Origin of the sequence: Gordonia sp. NB41Y, from assembly GCF_030718915.1 — a bacterium.
GTDB lineage: Bacteria > Actinomycetota > Actinomycetes > Mycobacteriales > Mycobacteriaceae > Gordonia > Gordonia desulfuricans.
This window is the reverse complement of sequence record NZ_CP132196.1, coordinates 1,378,943-1,399,527: the sequence shown is the minus strand read 5'-3', so window position 1 is coordinate 1,399,527 and position 20,585 is coordinate 1,378,943. Positions and strand designations below refer to the sequence as shown.

The following is a 20,585-nucleotide window of genomic DNA, read 5'->3' as shown; positions in this document are numbered from 1 at the left end:
CGTCGCCGAGGGGTGTGGCGTACATCACCATCATATGTTCAAATTTGAATAGTCGACGGAAGTCGGCTTCTCAGGTCACAGGAGAGCGATCATGATCCACGCACGAGGTCTCGTCCAGACCTTCCGGACCGGGCGCGGCAAGCAGAAACGAGAGGTGCGCGCCGTCGACGGCGTCGACCTCGACATCGCCGAAGGGGAGGTGGTCGGCTTCCTCGGGCCCAACGGTGCGGGCAAGACCACCACGCTCCGGATGCTCACCACGCTGCTCCGTCCCACCGCGGGTACCGCGACGGTCAACGGCTACGACGTCGTCGACGACGCGGTGATGGTGCGCCGCAGCATCGGCTATGTCTCGCAGGCGGGCGGCACCTTCAGTCAGGCGCAGGCCGGCGACGAGGTGGTCGATCACGGCATGCTCTACGGACTCAGCCGGGCGGAGGCGACCCGCCGCGGCAAGGTGCTGTTCGAGAAGTTCCAGCTCGACGGACTCTGGGAACGCATGCCCAAGAACATGTCCGGCGGCCAGAAACGACGCCTCGACATCGCGATGGGACTCGTCCACGACCCGACGCTGGTCTTCCTCGACGAGCCGACCACCGGACTCGATCCGCAGGCCCGCGCCAATCTGTGGGAGCACATCCGTGCGCTGCGCACCGAGCGTGGCGCGACGGTGTTCCTCACCACCCACTATCTCGACGAGGCCGACGAACTCTCGGACCGGATCCTCATCATCGACAACGGCAAGATCGTCGCCGCCGACACCTCCGACAATCTCAAGGCGCATGTCTCCGGAGACCTCGTCGACCTCGAGGTGACCGAACTCGCCCATGTCGGGGTGGCCGCCGAGAAACTCGCCTCGATCGCCGGACACATCGAGACCGAAGGACGACACGTGCGTGGACGCGTGCGTCGCGCCGGTCGCGAGGTACCCGGCCTGCTTCGCGATCTCACCAGCACCGCAATCGAATTGGATTCCATCGAGGTGATCCGCCCCACCCTCGACGACGTCTTCCTCACCATGACCGGACGATCCCTGCGCGACGCCCAGGCCACCACCGAGGATGCCGCCGAGACCGAACTCGACAACGAAGGGGCGCTGCGATGACCTTCCTGCGTGAATCCCAGATCGTCTTCCGCCGCCAGATCCGGATGAACCTGCGCAACCCCGCGTGGGTGCTGATCGGTGTGATGCAGCCGGTGCTCTACCTGGTGCTGTTCGGCCCGCTGCTCAAACCCCTTGTCTCCCAGTTCCCCGGAGGCTCCGACAACGCCTACACCTTCCTCGTTCCCGGACTCCTGGTGCAGCTGGGCATGTTCGGTGCCTTCTTCGCCGGCTTCAGCCTGATCGGCGAATGGCGCGAGGGCGTGGTGGAGGCCGAACGCGTCACCCCGGCCAGCCGCACCGCACTGCTCACCGGGCGGCTGATGCGCGACGTGCTGCAACTGTTCGTGCAGGCCCTGATCCTGGTGCTGCTCGGCTGGGCGATGGGCATGCGCGGCTCGATCGTCGGGGTGATCGTCGGCATCGTGATCACCCTGATCATCGGTGGCGCATGCGCGGCGTCGTCGAATGCGTTGGCGCTCACCACCAAATCCGAGGATGTGATGGCGCCCGTGATCAACATGGTGATGATGCCGGTGCTGTTGCTGTCGGGGATCCTGCTGCCGATGACACTCGGCCCCGAATGGTTGCGTCACGTCAGCGCGATCATGCCGTTCCGCTGGGTCGTCGACGGTGTACGAGATGCGTTCGGCGGCAACATCGCCACCATGGGAGTGGTGTGGGCACTGGTCGCATCCCTGATCCTTGGCTTCCTCGGTACCTGGTGGGGCACAGCGGTGTTCCGAAAGGAAAGCGCCTAGTACTCGAGCTCGTCCTCCCGGATGAAGATGCCAGCGGCTCGGCGTTTGGTGTCTCGGGCCTGAGAATCCTCGAGATCAATGGCCGAGACCTGACGATCGGTCGCGCCGAAACATCGGCCCGGCTGGTCAGGCTGATCTGCAGGCCGCGATGCCCTCCACCGTCAGGAACTACGCCGCGGGCGCCATCGACGGAGACGTCACTGAGCCGATCCACCAGCGAGCCGCACCAGAAGAAATCGACAAGACTGATCTGCCGGATTCGAATTGCGGCTCGACCTTCAGGGAGGCCGTAATGGGTGTGGCTCCGGTGAACCGGTCGGAGCCTCCGGAACAGTGGACTGCCGGGCTCATGGCCGGTCACCGGTTCATCCACCTCAGTGATTTCTCATGCTCCCAGGCCGGGAGTGATCAAGACCAGTTACACCAGATCAACAGTGGTCGCCGGTGGCGATGCCGAGGACGAGGCCACCTGCGAGGTCGGTGATTTGCGGCATGACAAGGCTTCTCCAGAGTGGGGTGGCCGATGACCAGCTGTGCGTGACGGCTTGTCGATGCAGCCGTTCAGCAAGTCGACCGCGCTCGTTTCTGGTTCGGTCTGTCTGTCTCGGAAACGCTCGCGGCCCCAAACAGTGTGGTTCAGGGTGGCCAGTAGATGCTGAGGTACAGGACCTCGTGGCACCATCGCCGGCATTCGTCGGCTTCACCGGAATCTCAGTATGACGTAATGAGAAGGACGAGAATGAAGACCAAGTAGCCGGCAATCCCACCACCAACCAGCGTCGCAAGCCCGGCTGCGAGACTTTGAGTTCTGCGCCTTACCACCTCGCTGATCGCGACCACGACAGCGGCCAAGAAGGCGATCAACAGCCACACCTGAAGTAGTGACATGGTCAGCAGACTTTCCAAGCGCCTTCCCGTGACGTTGTGCCCCAAGTCCATGTTTCTGCTCGGCGCCGCCCACGCGGGCCGGGCAGGCCGACCATGCACGCGGAAGGCCGGCCGTCGACGCCCGCTCAGATGCGCATATCCCCAACCGGATCCGACGCTGTCCCGGTACCAGACCGGTACCGGGGCAGCGTCACGGTCTACCCGAGGTCGTCGAAGCTGGTGACCTGCGGCGCCGGGGGCAGCGTCACGATGGCCCCCGCATAGGAGAGTCCGGCGCCGAATCCGAGGAGCATCGCGGTCTGGCCGCCCTTGGCCTTTCCGGTCGCGAGCATCTCCTCCATGGCGAGCGGGATGGATGCCGCCGAGGTGTTGCCGGTGTTCTCGATGTCGTTGGCCATCGGCAGGTCGTCGGGGAAGCCGAGGTTCTTCTTCATCAGCTCGTTGATGCGGGCGTTCGCCTGGTGCGGGACGAACACCTCGATGTCGTCGACGCTCACGCCGGAGGTCTCGATCACCTGGGCCAGGGCCTTGGGCAGGGTGATCGCCGCCCAGCGGAACACCCGCGAGCCCTGCATGGTGACGAACATCCGGCCGACGGGCTCGGTCTCGGGGTCCTTGTGCTGGAACTCCTGTGCCCGATCCATGTAGGCGGGGATGTCGAAGTTCTGGCCGATCGCGTCGGCACTCTCGCCGTCGCTGCCCCAGACGGTGGGGGAGATTCCGTTCTCCTCGCTCGGCCCGACGACCACCGCGCCGGCGCCGTCGCCGAAGATGAAGGCGGTGTTGCGATCGGTGGGTTCCATCACCACCGACATGGTCTCCACGCCGACCACCAGCACGTACTCGGCCGAACCGGCGCGCACGGTGTCGGCGGCGATCCCGAGGGCATACCCGAATCCACCGCAGCCGGCGGCGACGTCGTAGGCGGGAATGCCGTTGAGCCCGATGTCGAAGGCGATGATCGGGCCACCGTGGGGGATCTTGGTCTTCCAGCTGTTGGTGGCCAGGACCAGGGCGCCGATCTTCTCCTTGGGCACACCGGAATTGGCGATCGCACGTTCGGCGGCCGCGGCTGCCATCGACCGGGCGGTCTCGTCGCCGCTGATCCAGCGACGGTTACGGATGCCGCTTCGCTCGAAGATCCACTCGTCACTGCTGTCGAGGACCTGGCACACCTCGTCGTTGCTGACCAGACGTTTCGGTCGATAAGCGCCGATCCCGAGCATCGCGACGTTCTGATGTCCGGTCTTCGCTGCGATCTGTGCCACCGTGTCTGCCACTCCTCGAACCCTCCGCGCACCCACCCCGTTGCGGATACGCCTGCCGATTCTAAGACGTGAGGGTGTGCTCACCATCGGACCAAGGTCCTGTTCGGCGCGTTACCGTCGACGCTGTCGGGCCCGGCTGTGAGCCGCCGATCACCAGGCGTGGACGATGTTCTGCGCCACCTCGAGATCCTTGGCGATCAGTAGTTCCACGGCGTCGGCACCGTTGGTGATGAGCAGATCGACCTCGTCACGCGCCCCGGACGGAAACGGCTTGAGGACGTAGTCGGCGGGATCCTGGCGGCCCGGCGGACGTCCGATGCCCAGGCGGACCCGCAGATAATCGCGGGTACCGATGGCCTGGCTGATCGAACGCAGACCGTTGTGGCCGCCCTCGCCGCCGCCGCGCTTGAGCCGGACGAGGCCGAAGTCGATGTCGAGCTCGTCGTGCAGCACGATCAGATCGGCCGGCGCCACCTTGTAGAAGGCGGCCAGCGGCCCGATCTGGCGCCCGGTCTCGTTCATGTAGGTGCGGGCCTTGGCGACCAGCACAGAACCGCCGGCCAGCGGTACCGATGCGACCTCTGCGCCGGAGCGCTTGTGCACCGTGTACCGCTCGCCGGCGGCGGCGACCAGACGATCGGCGACCATGGCGCCGATGTTGTGTCGTGTCTTCTCGTACTTCGGTCCGGGATTGCCCAGCCCGACGATGAGTTTCACGTGAAGACACTCCTGTTGGTCGGTGGATCAGTCCGTTCGGACCGTGATCACTCGGCTGCTTCGGCGGGGGCCTCAGCACCCTCGGCGGCCTCGGCGCCCGAGTCCTCGGCGGCGGCAGTGGCCTCGTTGACGGCCACGATCAGGGTCTCGGCGTCGCTGATCAGGGTCACACCGGCAGGCAGCTCCAGGTCGGAGGCATGGATGGTGGTTCCGGCCACCTTGCCGTCGACGTCGACGACGATCTGCTCGGGGATCGACAGGGCGTCGGCCTCGACCTCGATGGCGTTGGCGTCCTGGACGACCAGGGTGCCGGACTGGGCGTCACCCTCGACGACGATGTTGACCTCGACGGTGACCTTCTCGCCGCGCTTGATGACCAGCAGGTCGGCGTGCTCGATGTAGTTGCGGATCGGGTGGACGTCGACCTGCTTGGTCAGCGCGAGCTGGTTGGTGCCCTCGATGTCGAGCTCGAGCACGGCGTTGGTGCCGTGGTTACGCAGAATGGCGGCGAACTCGCGGGCCGGGATGTTCAGGTGCTGCGGGTCGGTGCCGTGGCCGTACAGAACGGCGGGGACCTGGCCGCCGGCACGGGCGCGACGGGCGGCACCCTTGCCCTTCTCGGTGCGGGTGGTGACGGCGATGTTGTTGGTCTCGGTTGCCATGGGCATCTCCTTTGTGGGCGGCCGGCTCGGATGCCGGTTGGCGGTCGGGTCCCGGCAGACACGCCGCCCCACGACCGCCACGATGCGCACAGAGAGGGCACCGGAACAGATGTGTGGTGGTCGCGCCGATAACGGTGAACGCTCACCCTCGCCGAGACAACCCGAAAAGGATAGCCGATCACCTGCGCCGATGTCATATCCGGGGCCGGATGCCCCCGAGTGCGTCCCGGGCGAAAAGGTGCTCCGTGTGATGTGCTCGCGGGCATACTGGCCGTCATGACCTCACGGACCCCGATCGAGATCGTCACCGGATTCCTCGACTCGCTCGCCCGCGGCGACGTCGACGCCGCGATGCTCGACGTCGCCGACAACATCGACTACACCAACGTCTCGCTACCCACCGTTCGTGGAAAACGTAAGGTGGCCAAGATCTTTGCCGCGATGAAGCCGGCCCGCCTGCGGTTCAACCTCGAGATGGTCAACATCGCCGAGGACGGCACGGTGGTGCTCACCGAACGGATCGACGAGATCTCGCTGGGACGTCTGCACCTGCAGTTCTGGGTGTGCGGGCGATTCGAGGTGCGCAACGCGCAGATCGTGGTGTGGCGCGACTACTTCGACTACCTCGACATGACCAAGGCGCTGCTGCGGGGGCTCGCGGCCCTGGCGGTGCCGTCGCTGGTGACACCGTTGCCGGCGCCGGGGGCGGTGTCCACGAACCGGCCCTGAGTGCTGCGATGGCCGGCCGGTCCGCGGGTACGGTGTGAGCGTGGATGCGACGATCTATCACAACCCGAGGTGTTCGACCTCGCGTAAGGCCTTGCAGGCGCTGCGCGACGCCGGTGTCGAACCGACCATCGTCAAGTACCTCGACGAGCCGTACACGCGCGAAAGACTGGTGGAGCTGTTCGCCGACGCGGGGCTCACGCCGAAGCAGGCGGTGCGCAAGCGGGAGGCGCTGTATGCCGAACTCGGTCTCGCCGAGGCCTCCGACGACGAGATCCTCGATGCGATGGTGCAGCATCCGATCCTGGTAGAACGTCCGATCGTGGTGACCGACAAGGGAACCCGGATTCCAAGGCCCTTCGAGAAGCTCGACGAGATCCTGTAGCGCCACGACATCGTCGCCCGGAGCCGTGTGCCCCGGGCGACGAGGTCGTGTCACCCGGGGTCGAGGACGAAGTCGTGACGTACCGAATCACGCCCCTGCTCATCGGGTTCCGGGTCGAGGAGTGATCCGGGCCCGGCCGCCGGGGTGACATCGCCGCCGAGGCGTCGATCACCGGTGAGGTAGAGCTGGGTGATGACCGGATGCTGCCCCTTGCCGGACACGCGCAGATTCAGGTGTGCCGGTTGCCGCGGATGCCGGTCTGCTGCCCCGCCGCACGTCCCGGTGGGGCCGTCGGCCGGGATCTGGTGGGGCGCAGGCGCGATGGTGGTGATCTCATAGCGTCCCGCACCGTCGGTCACGACCGTGCCCCGCAGATTCCAGTCGGGGACGTGCCGGGTGTACCCGGAGTAGTGGCCCTCGGCGTCGGCGTGCCAGATCTCGAGGGTGGCTCCGGGTACCGGCGCACCCGAGACATCGAGGACCTGGCCGTACAGCACCAGTGGGGGCTGCGCCCGGTCGCGTGAGCGCATCGGGAGGGTGCACCTGGCGGGGAGCAGCGGGGCATCGGCGAGGTAGTACGGACCCTCGATACTTCCCGTGGGGCCCGGGAACTCTCGTGCGTCGATCGCGTCGATGTGGTGCTCGACGAAGGCCGTGGCCGCGCTCCCGGAGCCGAGGGTGATCGGATGCCCGGAGCGGTCGACGACGGTGTCGGGGGAGAGGTCGATGGCGGTCATGGTGTCCTCACTCGTCGGGAGTCGATGCGTCAGGCGGGGACGGAGTCCGGGATGGGCACGCAGGTGGGGGTGAACCTGGCCGTCGCGCCGAACCAGCGGCTGTGCGGGTCGTCGAGGTCGCTGCAGTGGGCGGCGGTCGCCGTCGTCTCGCCGAGATCGTGGAACTTGCTGCGGTAGAACAGGAGTGGTTCCGACGATGTGTCCACGTGCGCGTCGACGATCTCGCCGACGAAGATGATGTGGTCGCCGCCGTCATAGGACGCCCAGGGATTGCAGATCAGTGTCGCGGCGTTGCCGGTGAGCGCCGGGACCGGCCACGCCGCGCTCCACTCGGGTGCGGGAACCCGTGGTTTGCCCGCGAAGTGCATCGCGGTGTCGAGCTGGTCGGCGGAGAGGATGTTCACCGCGAACGGGGCGTCGTGGAGGTATCCGCACGCCGGGGATCGGCGGGTGAGTGTCACCTGACACAGCCGCGGCTCGAGGGAGATGACGGTGAACGCCGTCACCGTCGCGCCGTGGGTCTCGCCCTCGTCGTCGGTGCAGGTGATGACGGTGACACCACTGGCGAACTGGCCGAAGATGCTGCGCATCGTGCGTTCGTTCATGGGGATCAGCCTCCGTGGCTCGGCACCTTCTCGATCGGTGGGAAGGCGGTGGACGTGTGCCGTGGAACCCAATCTATGACCGAGGTCACACCACGTCGATCCGGATTGCGAAGCCACCATCCGGATTGCGTGACGAGATCACCCGGGCCGTCTTCGCGGTCGCCACCTCGCGCTGTCGGCCCGCCGATCACCCCGACCATCACCGGGATCGTGACCCGTCGGCAGTACGCGCCGGCTCCGGGGGACGCACCAAAACAGCCGCGCCGGGTCGTTCACGAGGAACGACCCGGCGCGGTGAGTGATCCGGACGGTGACCGGTCAGGCGATGCCGTCGAACAGGCTGGTGACCGAACCGTTCTCGAACACCTCGCGGATGGTCTGGGCCAGCAGCGGGGCGATCGACAGGACGGTGAGCGTCGGGAAGCGCTTGGACTCCGGGATCGGCAGCGTGTCGGTCGCGATGACCTCCTTGGCGCCGCAACTGGCCAGCCGCTCGGTGGCCGGCTCGGAGAACACGCCGTGGGTGGTGGCGATGACGACGTCACCGGCGCCGGCGTCCTTGAGCTTGCTGACCGCGCCGGCGATGGTGCCGCCGGTGTCGATCATGTCGTCGATCAGCACGCAGGTGCGGCCCTGCACGTCACCGACGACGCGGTGGGCGACCACCTGGTTGGCGACCAGCGGGTCGCGGGTCTTGTGGATGAAGGCCACCGGTGCGCCACCGAGGGCGTCGGCCCACTTCTCGGCCACGCGCACACGACCGGAGTCGGGGGAGACGATGGCGATGTTGTCGGTGCCGTAGTTGGAGCGCACGTAGTCGGCGAGCTGGCCGAGGGCGTGCATGTGGTCGACCGGGCCGTCGAAGAAGCCCTGGATCTGGTCGGTGTGCAGGTCGACGGTGATGATGCGGTCGGCGCCCGCGGTCTTCATCAGGTCGGCGATCAGGCGGGCGGAGATGGGCTCACGGCCGCGGTGCTTCTTGTCCTGGCGGGCGTAGGGGTAGAACGGCAGGATCACGCTGATGCGCTTGGCGGAGCCGCGCTTGAGGGCGTCGATCATGATCAGCGACTCCATCACCCACTCGTTGAGCGGGGCGGGGCAGCTCTGCAGGACGAATGCGTCCGACCCACGGACGGACTCCTCGAACCGGACGAACAGCTCGCCGTTGGCGAAGTTCCGTGCGGTTTGCGGGGTGACCTTGATGCCCAGTTCGTCGGCGACGGCCTGTGCGAGCTCGGGGTGGGCGCGTCCCGAGAACAACATCAGGTTCTTCTGGTTATCGGTGGTCCAGGTCATGAAAACTCTTCTACTCGAACGGATGTGGGCCGTGGTGGACGATGGGCTGCCGGTTGCACCGGGGTCAGGAGCCGTCGGGGTCGGACCGGTCGGCACCCGATGCACGGGCGGCTCGGGCCGCAGCGGTGTCGGGCCGCTTGCGAACCACCCAGTTCTCGATGTTGCGTTGTTGACCCGCGGACACCGCGAGTGCCCCGGGCGGGACATCGTCCCGCACGACGGTACCCGCACCGGTGTAGGCGCCGTCACCGACCCGTACGGGTGCGACGAACATGTTGTCAGAACCGGTGCGGCAGTGTGAGCCGATCACCGTTTGATGTTTGTTCACCCCGTCGTAGTTCACGAACACACTGGACGCCCCGATGTTCGATTCGTCACCGATGGTGGCGTCGCCGACGTAGGTCAGATGCGGGACCTTGCTGCCCGCGCCGATCCGCGCGTTCTTGGTCTCGACGAACGTGCCGATCTTGCCGCCGGCGCCCAGGTCGGTGCCGGGACGCAGGTAGGCGAACGGTCCGACGGTGGCGTCGGCGGCGATCACCGCATCGCTGCCGTGGGTGCGGATCACCTGGGCGCGGTCGCCCACGGAGACATCGCGCAGGGTGGTGTCGGGTCCGATCACCACGTCCTCGCCGATCACGGTGGCGCCCTGCAGCTGGGTGCCGGGCTCGATGCGGGTGTCGGCGCCGATCCGGACGTCGACGTCGATCCAGGTGGTCGCCGGGTCGACGATGGTGACCCCGGCGAGCTGATGGGCCCGCACGATCCGACGGTTGAGGGCACCGGCCAGCTCCGACAGCTGGGCGCGGTCGTTGCAGCCGGCCACCAGGATCGGGTCGTCGACGATGTGTGCGCGCACGGTCTGGCCGTCGCTGTCGGCGATCTCCACCACGTCGGTCAGGTAGTACTCGCCCTGCGCGTTGTCGGTGGACAGGTGGCCCAGTGCGGCGCGCAGCACGGCGGCGTCGAAGGCGTAGACACCGGCGTTGACCTCGGTGATGGCGAGTTCGGCCGCGTCGGCGTCCTTGTGCTCGACGATCGCGCGGACCGCGGCGTCGGCGTCGCGACGGATCCGCCCGTAGCCGGTGGGATCGGCGGCGACGAAGCCGGTCAGCGTGACCGCCGCACCGTCGTCGCCGGAGTGGGTGGCGACCAGCGCGGCCAGGGTGGCGCCGTCGAGTAGCGGCACGTCGGCGGCGGTGACCAGCACGGTGCCGGTGAAGTCGTCGGGCAGTGCCCGCAGCCCGGCGAGCACGGCATCGCCGGTGCCCAGCGGCTGCTCCTGCACGGCCAGGACGACGGGCCGGCCGAGCTGCGTGGCGACGGCCTGCACCTCGGCCGAGACGCGTTCGCGTTCGTGGCCGACGACGGCGATCAGGTGGGCCGGATCCAGTTCGGCGGCGCCGTGCAGGGCGTGGGCGACCAGGGTGCGGCCGGCGAGCGCATGCAGGATCTTGGGGGTCTTGGACTTCATCCGGGTACCCGCGCCCGCAGCGAGGACGATGACGGCGGTCGTCGGTTGGGACGTCTGTGACATGACGGACTCCGATGTCGGGATTCCTGCCTGGCCCGGGGAGGTCAGGTGCCGACACTCGTCGGCGCGGCAACGGAGGCGATCTTACTGAGTGGTCTGCGCCACCCGGTCTCGTCCCCCGGCGCGTCGCACCGCCTGATAGAAACCAATGGGACTCTCATCACATCCACGGCATGACCATGAAGGAGAACTCAATGGCTCAGAAGACAGCAATCGTCACCGGTTCGGCCCGGGGGATCGGAGCCGCGGTGGCCAAGCGGCTGGCCGACGACGGCCTCGCCGTCGCGGTGCTCGACCTCAAGGAAGAGGACTGCGCGGCCACGGTCTCGGCGATCACCGAGGCCGGCGGCAAGGCGATCGCGGTGGGCGCGGACGTCTCCGACGAGGCGTCGGTGGCCGCGGCCGTGGAGAAGGTCGCCACCGAGCTCGGTGCGCCGACCGTGCTGGTCAACAACGCCGGCATCATCCGCGACAACATGCTGTTCAAGATGACCGTCGCCGACTGGGATGCGGTGATGGGCGTGCACCTGCGCGGTGCGTTCCTGATGAGCCGGGCCTGCCAGAAGCACATGGTGGACGCCAACTGGGGTCGCATCGTGAACCTGTCGTCGACCTCGGCGCTCGGTAACCGCGGACAGGCCAACTACTCGGCCGCGAAGGCCGGCATGCAGGGCTTCACCAAGACCCTCGCCATCGAGCTCGGCAAGTTCGGTGTCACCGCCAACGCGATCGGCCCCGGCTTCATCGAGACCGAGATGACCGCCGCGACCGCCGCCCGCATGGGTGTGCCGTTCGACGACTTCAAGGCTGCCATCGCGAGTCAGACGCCGGTCAACCGTGTCGGTGTGCCCGAGGACATCGCGCACACCGTCTCGTTCTTCGCCAGCGAGGGCGCGGGCTACGTGACCGGCCAGGTCATCTACGTCGCCGGTGGCCCCAAGGACTGATCGCCGATCGGGTACCGCGCACTGCCGGTACTGATCACGCTGCGCGGCGAGGCCTGTGGCACAATCGTCTGCGCAGTATTCCCCCATGGTGTAATCGGCAACACTTCTGATTTTGGTTCAGGCATTCCAGGTTCGAGCCCTGGTGGGGGAGCAACGGGAAAGGCCAGCTCAGAGCTGGTTTCGCTTCAGCTCCGCAACCCTCATGTCGATATTTTGTCGACATCGCACGCGAGGACCCCTCGAAAACGAACGACCCCGACCAGGTGTTGGAGCACCTGCCGGGGTCTGGCGAGGGGATCGTCGCATGATCCTCCATCGCGTTGATTAGCACTGTACCGCTCGCGGTAGTGCTGGTCTAGCGTCGCCGCCGATAGGCGGTTATCCCTTCGCCACGAGCCGAAGGGATCTTTCATGTCCTACGAGCTGACCGCGTGGGCGGTCGCCGTCGAGCGTCCTGCCGAAGCCGGCGCCGACTGGACCACAGTCAAACTCACTCTCGTGACCATGGCGTCGTTTGCCGACGCGCAGGGCCGGGAATGCTTCGCCAGCGTCGCGACAATCGCCAGCCGAATGGGTGTCTCATCTGCGACGGTCAAGCGCGCGATCAGCTCGCTAAGGCAGTTGGGGCTCGTCGTCGCCTCGGAGCAGCAATCGCCAGGGCGGCCGACGCGATTTCAGTTCGTCGACGGTGTGTGCGTGACCGAACCTGGGTCACCCATGACCCAGGTCAACGATGACCCGGGTCGTGCCCGACCTGGGTCGCTCGTGAGCCAGGGGGTAGGTCACCCGCGACCCAGGGGGTGGGTCACAGATGAGCCACAAACAAGGTCTTTAACAAGAGATCTAACAGGGGGCGCGCGTCGAGGCGCCGATCGTCCGCGCTTGACGGTGGTCTCCGAACCCCCATCCAAGACATGTGAACGTCACCCCGATGGGACCGACATGCCCTGCGCCGCTTGCGGAGACGCTCGCCGTCGCAGCCAGGAGTTCGAGCAGCGGCGACGGCTGACAGCACTTGAAGCCCAGCGGGAAGAACGGGAATTGGCGGTGGCGGCCGAGCGGGCGGCGATTCGCGAGTGCGACATGTGTGATGACCGCGGATACCGCGGAAGCAGACCGTGTGACCACGATCCCGACGCTGATGCTCGGCATGCACGGGGGATGGCCCAGGTTCGGGCCGTCCTCGCGCGGGGGAGTGCATCGTAATGGATTCCGAAGCGCAAGTGGATGATACGAGTCAATTGTGCGATCTATGCGGTTCGCATGAACTGATTGTCAGCCACGGCTTGAGTGATGATGGGCGGCATCTCTCGACCCGATACCTGCCGACGGCCCGACTGCTCAGTCGTCCTGGCTGGTTCCACGCGCCGTGCCTTCTCAAGCCTCCTTGATCGTCTCGTATGCTGCAAAATCGGGCTAGCAGCAACGTATTTGGCTCCGTCGGGTATTCAGCTGAACAGCCAATTTTCTACTTATTCATTTAGCTAAACGCCCAAACATCTAAGTACCTATTCATCTATCTGGCTGAACCGGAAGGACTTTCAGTGCTCTGCATCGCTGTTGTCAATCTCAAAGGTGGGTCGACGAAGACCACGTCGGCTGCCTACCTGCTCCATGCGCTCGCTGAATCAGGCTTGTCGGTGCTGGGGGTAGATGCCGACCCCGAAAACTGTTCACTCGTCCGATGGTCGGACCTCGCAGAGTGGGCCACGCCAGTCGTCGGGATGCCGGTCAAGGACTTGCATCGACGGTTGGATGCGGTGTCCGAAGGGTTCGACGCCGTGGTCATCGACACGCCGCCGATGGAGTCCGGCCGCGGCATCGTGACCTCGGCCGTGCGCGTGGCCACTCACATTGTGATCCCGATGTCGCCGACGCCTATGGACTTCGATCGTCTGGGTGCAGTTCTCGATCTGATTGACGGCGTCGAACCCTTGCGCGCGGCTCCACCTGTCGTCGCCGCGCTGCTGACGCGAGTAGTGACGAACTCGGCGTCGGGAGAGGTGTATCGGACGGCAGCAAACGAGCTGGTGCCGGTTTTGCCTGCCCGGGTTGCGAGGTTGGAGCGCTTCGCCCAGGCGTTTGGGTGTCCGATTGGCGATGCGCTCAACACCGCGTATGGCGACGCTCTGACCCAGTTGCTCGACATGGAGGTCGCGGAGCGATGACCTCACGAGCTGAACAGATCCGCGCACAGGCATCGCGTGTAGCGTCCCAGCCGTCCACTCGGGCAGCCGCGACCGCGAAGGCGACGAGTCAGACTGCGATGCCGGCGGTGTCGAGGCGGGTCGGCAAGACGGTCAACCTCGATGCGGACCTTAACCGACGGGTTCTGGCCTGGCAGGCCGACGCAGCTCATGCCCTTGGGGTGCCTCGCGTGACGTTCCAGTCCGTCGTAGATGCGTTGCTCACGGAACTCTTGGACGACGATCTGCTTGCGAGGCGTGTCCGCGAATCCCTGGCCGCCGAGTGCGTGGAGAACGAAGGCTGAGCCACCTCCCGAATGATGGCGGGGACGACCGGGAAGACGGCGGCGAGTCGTGTCAGTCTCAATCCGGTGTCACTTTGGCTACAGGTAAGTAAACGTGACTGGTGATCATGAATCGGTCGCCGAATTCGACAGGCGCTCAACATATTTGGTGAGTATTGCCGGAGTTGTAGGGTTGGGTTGAATGGGGTGTGGCGCGCCGAGACGCAGCGGTGTGGTGTTTCAAAACTCATGTCCAAAACTTCTGATGCACTCCAAACATGTTCGTGCGTATGAACTTTGACAGGTAGCTCGCCGTAGATGTGCATAGCATTGCGTTCATGAGCGCAGCCATGAATCAATCTGGAGATCGAGGATCGTTCGTCTCCATCTCCCAGGTGGCGGAGATCTACGGGGTGCACCCAACCACCGTTCGTCGCTGGATCATGGAGGGACGAATCGAGGCGCAACGCGTCGGGTCGCGACTCATTCGGCTCGATCTGGAGTCGGTGTACCGCAAGCTCGGCCGGCCCACGCCGTCGGATGTCTGAGCCTGGGGTTGAACGGCATCCCGCGACACCCAGGCGAGCGTCGCTGTGAGGCACCTACGACCTTGATGCGCACCGATCAAGGGTGCCGAGATGTCCGAGCGGTTTCGTACTCTGTTCCGTGTGTTGGACGAGAGTTTCCACGAGTCGATTGAGGGCATCCGAGAGTTTGCGGTCGCTGCAACCAACGTGGGCCAGGCAGTGGCTCATTTCGGATTGACCGCCGCATATTTCACGCCCCTCTACCGCGAGCCGGGCATCGAATCGATAGACGCGATTGACCGCATCATCGGCAGCAAGGACGACGTCGATGGGCCGCTGCTCACGGCGCATCGTCTGGTCAAGTTCTACGTCATTTCGTCGGGTGATGCACTCCTCTCAGCGTGCGACCTTGTTGGACGGGATTTCCCGATGCACGTCGGTTCGGGCGCCCTCGCGCGCGTTGCTGCTGAGCACGCTTCTAAAGCGATGTTTCTCGCTGATCCCGCGATCGACTGGAGGGCCAGGGTCCTCCGGACTTACGGCCTCTTTCGATCAGCCCTACAGGAATACCGGTCGTCGAACGACGAAGGCTCGACCAAGTTGATCGACGATTGGAAGCGATGGCGCGATCGAACCGGTTCCGAATTCACGGACGTGCCCAAGCAGCCGTCGAGTAGCTCGCGGAAGTTGATTGCGGCGCACTTTGGTAGCGATCTCGGCTACGACGAACTCAGTCGGCCGACGCATGGCAATGCGGTCTGGATGACGCTGGCTGTGATCCAGGAGCAGAAGGGGACCAACTTCATGTGGAGCACCACACTCCGCAATGTGCAGTTCGCGATGGACGTGTGTATCTCCGCAAGCGACCGCCTCTGCCGGCTGTGGAACCTGGATCACGACGACGTGCTTCGCGCTCTCAGTGAGCGGCAATCTTTGGAGCCGATCTCGTGGAAGACGTTGTGCGAGAGGTGCGACTGGGTGCGCGCGGGGGTTGAGCATCTGTCCGCCAACGTCGTCGTCGACTGGGCTGAAGACCCGCAGCCTCCTCGCTGACGTTGCCGTCGTCACGGTCTGCCGCGTGCCAGAGTGTTGAGGTGCTATACGAGGTGCAGGCCACGGTGACTGCTTTACTGTCCACGCCCGGCGGTTGGCGGAGACGCGTGCCCGGGCGTAGTGGCCAACGCCCAGTTCGGACTTCAAGCTGAGGAGAATCTCATGTTTCGCGACGAGGTGACCGCAAGGTACGCCGACGAGTTGACGGACATCAACCGTGCCGAGTTCGAGGACTTCGTGAGCGTGGAGACCGAGAGGCTCAGCGCGGAGCTGATGGCGCTGCAAGCTGATCTCGAAACCCGGCTTCGGGCTGAAGCGCAGAGCATGTTGGGTCGACCGCTGGAGTACCTCGAGACGTTGAGCGTGCTCAGTCGAGCCTGGCAGCAGGCGTTGGAAGAAGTGCGGTCTCAGCTCTGGGAGTCTTGCGCGCCGGCCCCGCATGCGGATGAGGACGATTGGGAATCGAACGCTGCCGTCGCGATCGAGGTGAGCGCGGAGACCGAGGCATTGGTCGAGCGGGTCTGGCCGCACGCAAGCCCGGCATGGCAGGTCAGCGCGGAACTGATTGTGGAGGCCCGGATTGCGGACGGTCTGCCGATTCCGGCGGCTCCTGATCATCCGTTGGTAACCACGCTGATTGCGTTGGTCGACCAGGATCTCGCGCATGATGTCGACGTCCTCTTGCGAGCACGGCGCACGGACTAATCGAGTCGCGACGACGCCCTGGGCCCGCGGCCCCATAGTCCAGGTGGATATGACCAGTCGGCCATATCCGCGCCGCCTTCGCGATTGGGATTGGAATCGCCCGGTCGCGCCAACAAGTGTCTGCTGCCTCGCATAGCGGGTCGGCAGACGTTCACGCCTCTTCCCGGCTCGCGGACGCGCAGCGGAAAACTACGGTGAGCGCTTCTTGTGCAGCCATGGCGGTCGGCATCGGAATACGTCGAATCTGTTGTCGCGCAGACTAACCCGCATGGGTTAGTGCCTTCGGCCTGACGCTACTCGCGCAGAGCAAGCTATATACTTGGGTGCCCCAAGTAGGGATCGGTGCTGGCGCTGCGCTGGCCGATCTGCCACACCTTGGGAAGGCGGTGGGTCTCCATGGGTGGAGTCGCTGCGCTGGCCGGAAGCGAGGAGTGGCGATGAGCGAGGAAGGTGCGGCGCCGAAGTCGCGTCGCCGAAGCCGCCAGTCCAACGTGTCCGGTGGCCGGCAGGTTGTCCACAAGGTGAAGGTGTCGCCCGAGCGGGAGTGTCGGTTGCAGGAAGGCGCGCAGGACGCACGGGTGACTGTTTCGCGACTGATGGTGAAAGGGACATTGGCCGATCAAATTGGACAGACCGCGACTGCACGCCACGATCTCGCGGTCGAGTTGTTCGGCGCATTCCGCTTGCTGGCGTCGATCGCCAACAACGTCACCCAGATCGCGAAGGCGACGAATCCGGACGGCGAATGGCAGGAGGACTGCGCCGCAACGTTAACTGGCTCTTCCTAATTCAGAGTGCGCGCAGGCTTTCTGCGAGTTGGCCGGAGTGGATGAGTGACCGCAAGATGTAGTGGGTGAGGTTACGGAACCCGAGGGCGATGCCGCGCAGATGCTCGAGGCGCCCGTTGATGGCTTCGACTGGGCCGTTGGAGGCGCCGGTGTCGAAGTAGGCGAGGATCTCGGCCCGTCGTGACCACAACGAACGCCCGAGTTGGGCCAGCTCTGATAGTCCGGCGGGCACGCCGGTCTTGATCTTCTTGAGCAGCTTGTACATTGCGATCTTGCTGTCCCGCTTGGTGGGTTGCTCGTAGGCATCGATCAACTCCTGGTAGATCGCGTAGGTGACCGCAACGGCCACGTGCTCCTCGCGGGCATCGAGGCCGCCGCGCAGCCGAGTCTTCTGCTTGTCGGTGAGCAACCCGATCCGGGTCAACAAGGTGCGACGGATGCCGTAGAGCGGATCCCCGGATCGACCGCGATGCCCGCACGTATCTTGTTGCACGCGTTGACGACACAAGGTCAATTTCTCCGCTGCCAGATGCACGACGTGGAAGGGGTCCATCACCACACGCGCCTTGTCGAGGGCTTCGGCAGTGGCGGTGCGATACCCGGTGAACCCGTCCATCGTGACCACCCGAATCCGGTCGCGGAACCCCTGATCCCGCGCGCCGAGCCAGTCTTTGAGCGCGGCTTTGGAGCGGCCGGCGACCATATCCAGCAACCGGGCCGGGCCGGTTCCATCCACGATCGGGGTGAGATCGACCAGGACGGTCACGAAATTCGGATCACCCTTGCCGCGAACGTGTTTCCACTTGTGCTCATCGACCCCGAGGACCCGCACACCGGCCAACCGGGCCGGTGCAGCAGCCAGCTTCTTGACCGCGGCCAGGGCGAGGGTGTTGACGGTGTTCCAGCTCAACCCGACCGCAGCCGCGACGGCCTTCACACTCATCTTGTCGCTGATCATCGCTCGCATGATCCAGGTGGTGGTGCGGCGGGTGACCTGCGCCCTCGGCGCCACGATGGCGCTGATGTCGGCACGAAACACCGACGTCGTGCAGTCGGTGGTGGCACACACATAGCGCGGCACCGACAGGTGCAGCCGGGTCGGATGCCCGACGATGGGCAGATCGGCGACCTCACGGTCGACATGATCACGCAGCCGACCCGCCTGCCCGCACGTCGGGCAGGTGTTCTTCGGGTCCAGGAGCTGGCAAAACAAGTGGGTACGGTCCTCGCCGTCGATGGCGGCATCGGTGATCGTGACGCCGAGTTCGATCGTGCGGCAAATCGTGTCGGCAATAGCGCTACGCTGCGTCATGGGTCCTGTTGGTGTTCGGATGGGTGTGTGAGAGCTTTCATCTTCACACCACAGGACCCGCCACGAGCCCAGCGGCTCACCACCGAATCGGACCTACATCTAGTGGACTCGCACACCCATTCGGGCACTCTCAATCAGGAAGAGCCTCACCTGCTATTCGGCGGACTGGGCAACGGGTGCGTGCGGTGTTGGAGGCGCAAGCATCCACATGATGCCTAACATCACCCGTGGCTCGAGCATGACCGGACTACTCAGCTACCTCGTTGGGCCAGGCAACGCCAATGAGCACACCGAGCCGCACCTGGTGGCCGGCGATCCGGCGATCATGGCGTGGCATGACGACGCGGTGCTCGATGCTGCTACGGCACGCGACATCGCGCGACAGATTGATCAGCCTCGCCGGGTTTTCAAGACCGAGGTGACGGTTCCCAAACGGCGGTGGGACGAGCGTGAACAGCGCAGGGTCGTCGTGCGGGATGACAACGGGAAACAGGTCAGGCAGAACGCTCACGTGTGGCACTGTTCGCTGTCGCTCAAGGCCCGGTGTATGCGGTCGATCCTGCGACCGGCGGGCGCACGGCGGAGCTTGTCGACGGTGAATCGGCGATCACCGACGAGCTGTGGGGCGACATCGCGCGTGACTTCATGCGTGAGATGGGTTTCACCGAGGAAGGACTGGCGCCCGCGCGGTGGGTGGCGGTACATCACGGCCCGAGCAAGAAGGGCAACGACCACATTCACCTTGCGGCGTCGATGGTTCGCGAGGACGGCACCAAAGTCTCCTCGCACAACGACTTCGCACGCGCTCAGCGAGCGGCGGCGAAGTTGGAACGCAAGTACGGGCTCGCGGTCACTCCGGGCCGTGTATCTGGGGCCGCAACGACGCCGGCCCATTCGCGCGCCGAGGAGAACATCGGGGCGGGGAAGGGTGATGAACCGGCGCGACGCACACTGGCCCGCGACGTTCGTGCGTGCGCGACGGCGGTGACGTCAGAGGCCGAGTTCGTTCGACAGGTCCGCGCGCTCGGACACCTGATCCGTCCGCGCTACGCCGCCGGGACCGACGACGTCGTGCAGGGGTATTCGGTGGCTCTGACACCGCGACACGATGACGGATCACGCGACTTCGAAGCGCGTCCGGTCTGGTTCGGCGGTGGACGATTGGGTAAGGACCTGACGCTGCCGAGAAGGCGACTCGGATGGTCGGATTCACCGAGCGCAGCGCTGGAAGCGGCGGGCGAATGGCGACGCGCGAAGCGCGGGCGCGAGCCCCTCAAACAAGCCCGGAAGACGCGACGTCACGGACACGATATGGACGCGCTATACCGCCGCGCGCACGACGACCTCGCGCAGTGGATTCAGTACCTCGGCACTATCGCGGTCGACGATTACGCGAGCTGGGCGAGCGCGGCCGGGCAGACGGCCGGTCTATTCGCTGCGTGGTCGGTCCAGATCGAGGAGCGTCCTGGCCCGCTGGCGCGGGCCGCCGACGGGCTCGGTGCGTCAGCGTCGATTCCAGCGGCTCGTGCGGTGGCGCCGAAGCGCGTCGAGTGCACGAGCCCCGTCGCTTTCCTGTTGCTGACCGCGAGCGGGCGAACAGATTCGACGGTGGCGACTGCCGTGCTGTTGCGTCAACTCCTGAGCGCGGTCGAAGCGATCGCTGCTACGCACGTTGCCGCCGGTCACGCCGCGCGGGCTGCGGCGTTGACCGCCATCACTCGTACTGAACTCGGCGCGTTGGTCGAAGCGACATCGAGAGTTGCGCCGGCCCCGGTCCGCCAGGCGTCAGTAAGCACTGAGTCGGATTGTCGACTTGAAGGCGTTACCGGTCGAGCCAGCGATTTTCCGGCCGTGCCGAAGGCTACGCGCAAAGCGGCGCCCGGCTCGCCTATACCGGCGCGCCTCGACCCGATCACGCCCGCCAATCGCGCGCGACTTGACCCCGCGCGTCGGCGAGGTCAAGAACGTACGGGGCGGTAAGCACAGAAGCGAGACCGTAGTTCGCTCCTGCGCCGCGCGGTTGCCGTGAATGGGTACAGAAAGCGAGCAACCCCAGGGTGCCGTAGCCGAACCTGGGGCCAGACGGATCGTCGGAACTCGGT

Annotated in this window: 21 protein-coding genes and 1 tRNA gene; 13 read left to right on the top strand and 9 right to left on the bottom strand. The window is 65.6% G+C overall.

Going from position 1 to position 20,585, the window contains the following annotated elements; genetic code table 11:
• The first annotated feature begins 91 nt into the window (after nucleotides 1-91).
• On the top strand, nucleotides 92-1,105 hold the full coding sequence (locus tag Q9K23_RS05955) for an ATP-binding cassette domain-containing protein (protein ID WP_020792877.1): 1,014 nt from the start codon (nucleotides 92-94) through the stop codon (nucleotides 1,103-1,105).
• Nucleotides 1,102-1,863 carry an ABC transporter permease gene (locus Q9K23_RS05950; protein WP_020792876.1) on the top strand — a complete coding sequence of 254 codons (762 nt, stop codon included), beginning with the start codon at nucleotides 1,102-1,104 and terminating at the stop codon, nucleotides 1,861-1,863. Before Q9K23_RS05955 ends, Q9K23_RS05950 begins: the two co-directional genes overlap by 4 nt.
• A gap of 1,085 nt (nucleotides 1,864-2,948) precedes the next feature.
• Here the strand turns inward: Q9K23_RS05950 and Q9K23_RS05945 are convergent.
• The 3 genes from Q9K23_RS05945 to Q9K23_RS05935 all read right to left on the bottom strand — a co-directional run bounded on the left by Q9K23_RS05945 (nucleotide 2,949) and on the right by Q9K23_RS05935 (nucleotide 5,398).
• Nucleotides 2,949-4,019, bottom strand: a complete 1,071-nt coding sequence (locus tag Q9K23_RS05945) for a beta-ketoacyl-ACP synthase 3 (RefSeq protein WP_053778492.1) — start codon at nucleotides 4,017-4,019, stop codon at nucleotides 2,949-2,951.
• Between the two features lie 150 nt (nucleotides 4,020-4,169).
• The gene (gene pth, locus Q9K23_RS05940) at nucleotides 4,170-4,736 is read right to left on the bottom strand and encodes an aminoacyl-tRNA hydrolase (protein ID WP_020792871.1); all 567 of its coding nucleotides are present in this window, start codon (nucleotides 4,734-4,736) and stop codon (nucleotides 4,170-4,172) included.
• 47 nt (nucleotides 4,737-4,783) lie between these two features.
• Nucleotides 4,784-5,398, bottom strand: coding sequence for a 50S ribosomal protein L25/general stress protein Ctc (locus tag Q9K23_RS05935; protein ID WP_053778491.1), 615 nt, complete (start codon nucleotides 5,396-5,398; stop codon nucleotides 4,784-4,786).
• A gap of 276 nt (nucleotides 5,399-5,674) precedes the next feature.
• Between Q9K23_RS05935 and Q9K23_RS05930 the strand changes: the two genes are divergently transcribed.
• Together Q9K23_RS05930 and arsC are read left to right on the top strand one after the other, a co-directional pair.
• Nucleotides 5,675-6,127: a limonene-1,2-epoxide hydrolase family protein gene (locus Q9K23_RS05930; protein WP_053778490.1), complete on the top strand. Its 453-nt coding sequence runs from the start codon at nucleotides 5,675-5,677 to the stop codon at nucleotides 6,125-6,127.
• 40 nt (nucleotides 6,128-6,167) lie between these two features.
• Complete coding sequence (gene arsC, locus Q9K23_RS05925; RefSeq protein WP_020792483.1) at nucleotides 6,168-6,509, top strand: arsenate reductase (glutaredoxin); 342 nt, start codon at nucleotides 6,168-6,170, stop codon at nucleotides 6,507-6,509.
• 50 nt (nucleotides 6,510-6,559) lie between these two features.
• On the opposite strand, the gene Q9K23_RS05920 is transcribed toward arsC, so the two are convergent.
• From Q9K23_RS05920 to glmU, 4 genes are all read right to left on the bottom strand, one after another.
• Complete coding sequence (locus Q9K23_RS05920) at nucleotides 6,560-7,246, bottom strand: catechol 1,2-dioxygenase (RefSeq protein WP_020792482.1); 687 nt, start codon at nucleotides 7,244-7,246, stop codon at nucleotides 6,560-6,562.
• A gap of 29 nt (nucleotides 7,247-7,275) precedes the next feature.
• Complete coding sequence (locus Q9K23_RS05915) at nucleotides 7,276-7,851, bottom strand: flavin reductase family protein (RefSeq protein ID WP_053778471.1); 576 nt, start codon at nucleotides 7,849-7,851, stop codon at nucleotides 7,276-7,278.
• A 318-nt stretch (nucleotides 7,852-8,169) separates the two neighbouring features.
• Nucleotides 8,170-9,147, bottom strand: coding sequence for a ribose-phosphate diphosphokinase (locus Q9K23_RS05910; RefSeq protein WP_053778470.1), 978 nt, complete (start codon nucleotides 9,145-9,147; stop codon nucleotides 8,170-8,172).
• Nucleotides 9,148-9,211: 64 nt separating this feature from the next.
• Nucleotides 9,212-10,684, bottom strand: a complete 1,473-nt coding sequence (glmU, locus tag Q9K23_RS05905) for a bifunctional UDP-N-acetylglucosamine diphosphorylase/glucosamine-1-phosphate N-acetyltransferase GlmU (RefSeq protein WP_053778469.1) — start codon at nucleotides 10,682-10,684, stop codon at nucleotides 9,212-9,214.
• A 191-nt stretch (nucleotides 10,685-10,875) separates the two neighbouring features.
• Between glmU and Q9K23_RS05900 the strand changes: the two genes are divergently transcribed.
• From Q9K23_RS05900 to Q9K23_RS05865, 8 genes are all read left to right on the top strand, one after another.
• The gene (locus tag Q9K23_RS05900) at nucleotides 10,876-11,628 is read left to right on the top strand and encodes an SDR family oxidoreductase (RefSeq protein ID WP_053778489.1); all 753 of its coding nucleotides are present in this window, start codon (nucleotides 10,876-10,878) and stop codon (nucleotides 11,626-11,628) included.
• Between the two features lie 79 nt (nucleotides 11,629-11,707).
• A tRNA-Gln gene (locus Q9K23_RS05895) sits at nucleotides 11,708-11,779 on the top strand.
• Between the two features lie 1,393 nt (nucleotides 11,780-13,172).
• Nucleotides 13,173-13,796, top strand: a complete 624-nt coding sequence (locus Q9K23_RS05890; RefSeq protein WP_053778468.1) for a ParA family protein — start codon at nucleotides 13,173-13,175, stop codon at nucleotides 13,794-13,796.
• Between the two features lie 98 nt (nucleotides 13,797-13,894).
• Nucleotides 13,895-14,119, top strand: a complete 225-nt coding sequence (locus Q9K23_RS05885) for a hypothetical protein (RefSeq protein WP_305950423.1) — start codon at nucleotides 13,895-13,897, stop codon at nucleotides 14,117-14,119.
• A gap of 329 nt (nucleotides 14,120-14,448) precedes the next feature.
• Complete coding sequence (locus Q9K23_RS05880; RefSeq protein ID WP_020790383.1) at nucleotides 14,449-14,646, top strand: helix-turn-helix domain-containing protein; 198 nt, start codon at nucleotides 14,449-14,451, stop codon at nucleotides 14,644-14,646.
• A gap of 90 nt (nucleotides 14,647-14,736) precedes the next feature.
• The gene (locus Q9K23_RS05875) at nucleotides 14,737-15,678 is read left to right on the top strand and encodes a hypothetical protein (protein ID WP_020790379.1); all 942 of its coding nucleotides are present in this window, start codon (nucleotides 14,737-14,739) and stop codon (nucleotides 15,676-15,678) included.
• 162 nt (nucleotides 15,679-15,840) lie between these two features.
• The gene (locus Q9K23_RS05870; protein WP_152972888.1) at nucleotides 15,841-16,383 is read left to right on the top strand and encodes a hypothetical protein; all 543 of its coding nucleotides are present in this window, start codon (nucleotides 15,841-15,843) and stop codon (nucleotides 16,381-16,383) included.
• A gap of 437 nt (nucleotides 16,384-16,820) precedes the next feature.
• Complete coding sequence (locus tag Q9K23_RS05865) at nucleotides 16,821-17,171, top strand: plasmid mobilization relaxosome protein MobC (protein WP_152972887.1); 351 nt, start codon at nucleotides 16,821-16,823, stop codon at nucleotides 17,169-17,171.
• A 1-nt stretch (nucleotide 17,172) separates the two neighbouring features.
• Here Q9K23_RS05865 and Q9K23_RS05860 read toward each other — a convergent pair whose 3' ends face one another.
• Nucleotides 17,173-18,483 carry an ISL3 family transposase gene (locus tag Q9K23_RS05860; RefSeq protein ID WP_305950137.1) on the bottom strand — a complete coding sequence of 437 codons (1,311 nt, stop codon included), beginning with the start codon at nucleotides 18,481-18,483 and terminating at the stop codon, nucleotides 17,173-17,175.
• Nucleotides 18,484-18,730: 247 nt separating this feature from the next.
• Nucleotides 18,731-18,994, bottom strand: a complete 264-nt coding sequence (locus tag Q9K23_RS05855; protein ID WP_020791779.1) for a hypothetical protein — start codon at nucleotides 18,992-18,994, stop codon at nucleotides 18,731-18,733.
• Between the two features lie 2 nt (nucleotides 18,995-18,996).
• Between Q9K23_RS05855 and Q9K23_RS05850 the strand changes: the two genes are divergently transcribed.
• The gene (locus Q9K23_RS05850; RefSeq protein WP_020791777.1) at nucleotides 18,997-20,463 is read left to right on the top strand and encodes a relaxase/mobilization nuclease domain-containing protein; all 1,467 of its coding nucleotides are present in this window, start codon (nucleotides 18,997-18,999) and stop codon (nucleotides 20,461-20,463) included.
• Nucleotides 20,464-20,585: the final 122 nt, after the last annotated feature.

Bases quoted from the DNA above. Each gene is read 5' to 3' on its own strand.
- Q9K23_RS05885 (WP_305950423.1), top strand. From the start codon at position 13,895: ATGCCGGCGGTGTCGAGGCGGGTCGGCAAGACGGTCAACCTCGATGCG.
- Q9K23_RS05860 (WP_305950137.1), bottom strand. From the start codon at position 18,483: ATGACGCAGCGTAGCGCTATTGCCGACACGATTTGCCGCACGATCGAA.
- Q9K23_RS05910 (WP_053778470.1), bottom strand. From the start codon at position 9,147: ATGACCTGGACCACCGATAACCAGAAGAACCTGATGTTGTTCTCGGGA.
- Q9K23_RS05950 (WP_020792876.1), top strand. From the start codon at position 1,102: ATGACCTTCCTGCGTGAATCCCAGATCGTCTTCCGCCGCCAGATCCGG.
- Q9K23_RS05915 (WP_053778471.1), bottom strand. From the start codon at position 7,851: ATGAACGAACGCACGATGCGCAGCATCTTCGGCCAGTTCGCCAGTGGT.
- Q9K23_RS05930 (WP_053778490.1), top strand. From the start codon at position 5,675: ATGACCTCACGGACCCCGATCGAGATCGTCACCGGATTCCTCGACTCG.
- Q9K23_RS05880 (WP_020790383.1), top strand. From the start codon at position 14,449: ATGAATCAATCTGGAGATCGAGGATCGTTCGTCTCCATCTCCCAGGTG.
- Q9K23_RS05955 (WP_020792877.1), top strand. From the start codon at position 92: ATGATCCACGCACGAGGTCTCGTCCAGACCTTCCGGACCGGGCGCGGC.
- Q9K23_RS05865 (WP_152972887.1), top strand. From the start codon at position 16,821: ATGAGCGAGGAAGGTGCGGCGCCGAAGTCGCGTCGCCGAAGCCGCCAG.
- Q9K23_RS05900 (WP_053778489.1), top strand. From the start codon at position 10,876: ATGGCTCAGAAGACAGCAATCGTCACCGGTTCGGCCCGGGGGATCGGA.
- Q9K23_RS05875 (WP_020790379.1), top strand. From the start codon at position 14,737: ATGTCCGAGCGGTTTCGTACTCTGTTCCGTGTGTTGGACGAGAGTTTC.
- Q9K23_RS05870 (WP_152972888.1), top strand. From the start codon at position 15,841: ATGTTTCGCGACGAGGTGACCGCAAGGTACGCCGACGAGTTGACGGAC.
- glmU (WP_053778469.1), bottom strand. From the start codon at position 10,684: ATGTCACAGACGTCCCAACCGACGACCGCCGTCATCGTCCTCGCTGCG.
- Q9K23_RS05920 (WP_020792482.1), bottom strand. From the start codon at position 7,246: ATGACCGCCATCGACCTCTCCCCCGACACCGTCGTCGACCGCTCCGGG.
- Q9K23_RS05935 (WP_053778491.1), bottom strand. From the start codon at position 5,398: ATGGCAACCGAGACCAACAACATCGCCGTCACCACCCGCACCGAGAAG.